At 48.4% G+C, this 6317-nt stretch carries 5 protein-coding genes; 1 reads left to right on the forward strand and 4 read right to left on the reverse strand.

What is annotated here, in order from left to right:
* Positions 1-65: 65 nt before the first annotated feature.
* Complete coding sequence (locus tag KDK14_RS20175; protein ID WP_257267027.1) at positions 66-1337, reverse strand: hypothetical protein; 1272 nt, start codon at positions 1335-1337, stop codon at positions 66-68.
* Positions 1338-1349: 12 nt separating this feature from the next.
* Positions 1350-2057, reverse strand: a complete 708-nt coding sequence (locus KDK14_RS20180) for a hypothetical protein (RefSeq protein WP_257267028.1) — start codon at positions 2055-2057, stop codon at positions 1350-1352.
* A 340-nt stretch (positions 2058-2397) separates the two neighbouring features.
* Between KDK14_RS20180 and KDK14_RS20185 the strand changes: the two genes are divergently transcribed.
* On the forward strand, positions 2398-3864 hold the full coding sequence (locus tag KDK14_RS20185; RefSeq protein ID WP_257267029.1) for a protein kinase: 1467 nt from the start codon (positions 2398-2400) through the stop codon (positions 3862-3864).
* 145 nt (positions 3865-4009) lie between these two features.
* Here the strand turns inward: KDK14_RS20185 and KDK14_RS20190 are convergent, their stop codons facing one another.
* Together KDK14_RS20190 and KDK14_RS20195 are read right to left on the reverse strand one after the other, a co-directional pair.
* The gene (locus KDK14_RS20190; protein ID WP_257267030.1) at positions 4010-4426 is read right to left on the reverse strand and encodes a hypothetical protein; all 417 of its coding nucleotides are present in this window, start codon (positions 4424-4426) and stop codon (positions 4010-4012) included.
* Entirely contained in the window at positions 4423-6216 is a 1794-nt protein-coding gene (locus KDK14_RS20195; RefSeq protein ID WP_257267032.1) for an ATP-binding protein, read from the reverse strand. The genes KDK14_RS20190 and KDK14_RS20195 overlap by 4 nt, the downstream gene beginning before the upstream one ends.
* Between the last annotated feature and the right edge of the window lie 101 nt (positions 6217-6317).

A 6317-nucleotide genomic window follows, 5' to 3' on the forward strand; every position in this document is an offset into this window, starting at 1 on the left:
TGCCATCCTCGCTACGGGGACGCCCAGTCGGGCGCTATTCTCGGACAGCCTCCCATGCAAGGCACTCAGAGTCCATTCCTCGCCATGGCCACTTTACAGACCCCATAAAAGGGAGCGATAAACTGAGCGTAACCGACAAGGGTCCAAAATGTTGGCTGCCAGCTTCTCAGGTCAACTTGTGACGGAGTTGTGACGATAATATCCAGGCTTTTGCGGGAGAAACTGCGAGACTCATATCGCTCCGGACTGAACAACCCCCATAATGCATACCATTGGCAGTCCGCAGCAGCCGGCTCTAATACGCAGGGTTGGAAATAGAACGGCATATTTTTCAAGTTCATGGTGACTTTGAACGTATATCGGGCACCGGGAGCCAGATAGTATTCGTAACTTAACGTTTCAGGGGAGAATAATAGTCGACCCGGATAGTAGATGAGTCCGGGCAGGTACGTTCGGTAAATTGCAGCACCGGTGTCGTCATCGAAACTGAGCTGGTAGCGCGTCGATGCCCTGAAGTTGTCGCTGGCCCCGTTATCAGCCACGGTGTCCACCAGCAGCTGTATGTGGTCATCAAAATAGGCGGTGGATTTCAGTCGCTCTCCCCACCAGCTGGATTCATAAAGTTGTACCCTGATCAGCGGTGTTGTTTCAACGGACATGGTTGACAACGACAGATCCTTGAAAGTGGCACTTGCCGTATCCTCGACGATTAATCCACAAGGGTAGCCCCTGGATTGATACTCTCCGCCAAGATCAAATGCTCCCCCCCACACAATGGCTGCCGACATATCGCCCCCGGGGAACCAGAGCGTATTGGGTGGACTGGAACGTATGCGCTGATCGGTGACAACCTCAAAGCTGACGTTATCAAAACCGTTCGGGCGACATTGAAGGGCGTCAGGCATCCAATAATTATTAATGCGTGTGTAAATTTTGTAGGCATTCCTGGGGTCATCAATGTTCAGCATTGGGTTCAGTCGATCCGAAGGCAACCCAAAATTACTGACCGACAGCTGCTCTTCTTCACCACGTAACAGGTCATAACCATTGGCCAATCGGGGGATAAATCCGGGTTGACCAAGACACCAGTCAGACGTGTCTTTTTTCATAAATTCCACCTGATAAACCAGTTTGCCCATGGCACAGGGGCTGCGGCCCTCACGGGGAACATCGGCGTAACAACTTCGGGGAATATTCCTGCACCTGCGGGTATCAGACTGACGATGGTTGCGTTCGCCGCGCGGTTCATCACATACCCGTTCAGTGCCACAAAGCACCGGATCCTGAACCAGCCGACACTCCTCCCAATGCCAGACATGGTCGATTGGATAGTGCAAAATGCCGACGTACTACGGCGCCGGAAGGTCACGTAACCATTGGACGGCCCGATCCGGGTCTGTCTTCTTCATTGCATGCCAGGCGGCTTCATCCAACGAATCCGGATAACGAGTCCAGGAGTACCCGGCCTTTGCACACTGCAGATACTCTTGCCGTACATTACGGCTTTGATCCAATGGCAACATCTTTCCCGGACAAGCAAGGCTGATTCGTGGTCCTGAATAAAAAGGGAGCAGGCTCTTGTCAACACAGCGGTTCTCAGGACGGGTATCGGTTTCCATACCGGGTTGACTGTAGCCTTGTGCAGAGGTTGCAGGGCGGGAGCGATCATGACCTCCATTGGCAGGATGACCACTCTCCACCAGCCCCATCCACTCAGGTTCAGTTTCCCGCGGTGGTATAAAAGGAGGTTCAAAAGGTACATAAACCGACGGGTCCAGCCCTGATGTTGAAGGAGTTACGGTGCTTGCCGAGGAGGGAGAATGGGGAGAAGCTCTCACCGGCGAAATACATCGGCCCGCCAGTGTCAGAAAAATAATCGCCTTACCAGGAGATGAGACGATCATGCGAGTGATGTTGGGAAGAGCACAAGCAGTCTCATATGCGCAATTGAGCGCCCGGGTTAGCCAGTTTTCGGGGGAGGCAGACACCGCTGATTTATCAGCGTGTGGTGCGGCTTTTGGTTGGGAAGCAATAGCGGGGTTTGTGGTGATTGGCATGTTCAATTTTTCATGTGGTAGTTCACGAAATCTCTAAGGGGATATGCAGTTTATGTATTACTGACACATCCGATACGGACCATTCAAAAAGGATTTAGTTCACTGCCAAATGGAAAATGCCAAAAGCTCCCCCCGCCCTCTGGCAAAATAAAGACGACGCCCGGACAACTCCGCGAGCCACAGGTACCCACGGCCAGAATCATTAAACAAGTGAAACCGTTGACCGGGGATTGCACGGGAACTTATTCCGGAGGATATGGTCACAGTTATGCGACTGTTTCAGTAGTTAACGCCTGTAAAAAACACCATCAAAATCTTCAACATCAGCGGAGCTTCTCACATGATAGACAACACAAATCAAGAACGCTTGCTCAATACCCCTGGTATGCCGACCTCCCGGGCCAGTTCCTCATCCGACAGTATTGAGGCGCCATCTTACAGGTCCCGTTTTGCCCAATGGCTGGTCCGTAATTACAAAGAAAGTCTGATGGCGCTGCTTTGTGCAGCTGGTGGATATGCTCTCCTGAAAAGTAGTTCAAGTACTTCTCTTGCGGGCCACAAAATAATCCCTGCGCAATCAGATTCGCCACGAACTGGTTCATCGCTTCTACAGGGTATCGACCCCAAAAAGGCAGACAAACCGACACTGAGTATTACCAGGATAGAGTGTTTATTTGACCACGAATCTTTCCGTCGTTTTATGGATGACCACTTTAAAGGCGTTGATTATCCAGAATGGTACCGGAATTTTATGCAACAGGAAGATACCTGTTCAGTCGGGGAAAATAACTGCCCGGTAGCATCTGACCAGAAGACAGGGGAGGAATATGAAAATCCTTGCCAACAAAAACCTGACTTCCTGTTTCATTCCAGACTGAGTACCGGGGACTTTAATCCGGCATACAGAATTACCACCAAAGATGGCCAGCCTTTCACCATGAAAGTGGTAAATGACACTGACGATTTTTTGGAAGAATGCTTTACCTATGCTCGTCTTGGTGCCCACATTTCAAGAAAAAAAAGCGGTGCTGAATATCTGACCGGGATCCTTGGCATATCTTCTATAGCCAGTCCTCTGAATTACTTGATAACTGAGGCGTTCAACTCAACCCTTCTGGACTTTTTAAAAGGTCTGAATGAAGCCCCGGACAAACAACACATTCAATCTATCTTCAGACAAATGCTCAAGGGTGTTCAAGCCATTCACCGTGTCGACCGGATTCATAATCACCTGAAGCCCGACAATATATTCATGAGTTCAAATGGTGACATTAAAATTGCTAACCTTGGAACTGCAAAACCCACAGGCAGGCTTGCTGACACGGGAGCAATAGAATACAGTGCACCGGAAATTCTTCAATTTAATAATCACCGTTTGCAAGACTGCGTCGATGATTCAGTTTCCAAAAAAGCCCCCTGCCGATTCACTGCTATAGCAAAAGAGCAAAACGATATCTGGTCTCTGGGCGTAATCTTTGCCCAACTCTTCCCGGGAGACGCCATTTCACCACTTATTGGCCCTGAAACTGGAGAATATTGCCGGGAAAACCCGCAAACCCTCCCCGAAGCCCCCCTGACGCTTATTGATTTTGACACTGCAGAAAAGAGCAGAAGGGATCTCAAAACTTTCACCAATGAATGTGTATTCAACTACCTCATCAAACAACGGGAATTGATCACCAACAGGATACATGGCTATGATGCGGACGCAGCTGACCTGTTCAGCAGGCTGACCGAACCAAACCCGACAAAACGCATCTCTGTGAACGAGGCATTGCAACATCCCTATCTGCAGAAAAATGCATAAGCAAAGACACCTGTTTTTGTTGAGCCGGTGCCTGTTCTTACGATAGACATTGAGCATCTATCTATTAATTCCAGAAGCAAAAGCTTTGTGGTTCCAATACAAAACCCGCAACACCTGGGAGGCTGTTTATCGAGAAATCGGGTTTTCAGGAGCGGTTTGTTGTACCCGTGAGGCTGGATTTTGAAAATAGCCGGAACATATGTTCGAGCCGGTCAGTAATGCGAGGTTTTTCCTCTTGCAAACAGAAGTTGGTCTCTAAACACTCCTGTACATTTTCTAGCAATAGCAAGGGATTACTGGTTATGACCACCAGCTTCAAGCCTTCATCGTGTACTTTCTGAACAACATTCAAGAATTGTATGATATGACTTTCTTCATACATAATACCTCCGTCCATAAAAACAGCCCGATGCACAGTTTTGGATAAATCGCTTAAAAAGTAATCGGGGCTTACATAGTGGTGACCAGGCAAAAAGTAGTGACCCACCCGACGGATCTGATCCACCGGAATATTGAGTTTACTGGCGATATCGTCTATCGATACGGCATCCTCAATAATCACTCCTGCCGCCTTGTAACCTTGATACTGACCCAGTTGCGATAATGCATCAGCAGAGCGGATTTCAGGACTTTGCCACATTTCATTGCTTTTGCCAGAAATTCATGGATACAGCCGTACTTATCGTTAACATCATCGAAGACCACCAAATCCTTACCGGCAAGCATTTCGTCGATTTTTCTATTCCATCGCGCTTTATCACCGAATGAGTCATTAAACAGCGTACCTGCTTTTACCGCATCTATATACAGGGTGTTGACACCATAGTCGGCTACTTTTTTGGCAACAGCTACACAAAGATGCGTTTTGCCAATTCCCGGTAATCCGGTCATAAATAGCCCCATGGGCTTTTTGTGCAAAACGTCACCTATGTTATTTATCACAGCGTGTGCGAACTTAAGTGCCACCTCGTGCATCCGTTCCTGCTGTGGTGAGACGGGTTTGAACTGATCCAAATCAGCATTAAAATTTTCACTGGGAAAAAGTGAACCGTGATCCACCGGCTTTGGTTTCATCATCGCAGGGACAGCCAACGGCGGTTGCCGATACCAGGCCTGATCACATTGCCACAGGGTATGTTGCCAGCGTGCAAGGTTGAAACGAAGCACGTGGGTGATACCGAAAATAGGATGACACGGTGACACGGTATGGTCAGCCAGCGACGCATATCGCGTATTACCCTCTTTAATTGCGCAGATAGTCACAGGATTCTGGGGTTCATTATAGCTATCAATCAGTATGTTTTTGATCTGCTCCCAGGTTTTAGGTTCAGCAAAGACATTCGGACCAAACCCCAGATAGAGATTGACTCCGCTGCTGTTTTTCCCGATACATACCAGATTAAACCCCAGACCCGCCCCTGACTTGTGCTTCTCCCAATAGCTCTCAACGCCACGGATATAGAGGATATCACCCTTTTTGATCGCCAATTCTGACTGCCCCCTGGCAAGAGGGCCAGAGCAAAACAGTGGCGTGTTGCCAAGATCATCAAACAGAGTATAAAGTGGGTTACCGAGATTGTTCGATGTTAAACTGCCATAAACTCTTGCGACATTTTCAGGCGAATCGAAAACCGTGCAGGGAATTCTGAACTTTGAGACCGGTGCACCAAAGATGCGATTAAATTCGTCGGTGCCAATGATGGATTCAATAGCTCGATAGTTACAGGCCAGCATGACCGTCGCACAGTCCGCAACGGTAGGGCCGTGAAAAAAAGCATTCAGACACTCACTTGCCGTATACCCTTCATCCAGTGCCACAAAACTGGAAATATAAGTCAGGTCAAAAAACTGCGGTAGTGAGTGTTGCCTGAGGTGGAAATCTTGTGCCAACCCGGGAATTTCATGGGCCTGATAATGCCGGGGATAAAAAATACCCAGATGTTTACCTGCTTCCTGCCGTTTTGGTGAAGATTCATCCCCCGGAGGATTATCGTCAAAACGGGTCTTGACTGCTTCCCGATCGGCGTATGGTGTATTGGCGAGCTGGAGCCAGTGAGCCACATACCCGGTAAACTGATCAACCAGCGGTTCTTTGCTGTCACTTTTCGGGATGGGTTGGTAATTGGGAGTAATCTGTCGTAAAGATTTGATGTGTTCAAAAAAATGAGGATGATTTTTTTTAACGTCAGGGAGCTTTGCTGAACCGAGTGAAGATTCACAGAGGGTATCGGGTGTGCTATCGATGAAGGGCCTGGCGGTGATGACATCAGGCGGGGTTTTGCTGAAGTCGCGTGTGCATTGTCTAACATTGGCAATGTTTCTATCAGGCAGACTGACAAATCCCCCAAACAAGTCCGTTACTTTTGTCTGACAGTCACCAACCGCGCGTATATCGGTACTTAGGAGTCGTCTAAAAATAACTTTCCCATTTTAAACTCAGTATTCCTGATGAT

Origin of the sequence: Endozoicomonas sp. ONNA2 (assembly GCF_024606365.1) — a bacterium.
Taxonomy (GTDB): Bacteria; Pseudomonadota; Gammaproteobacteria; order Pseudomonadales; family Endozoicomonadaceae; genus Endozoicomonas.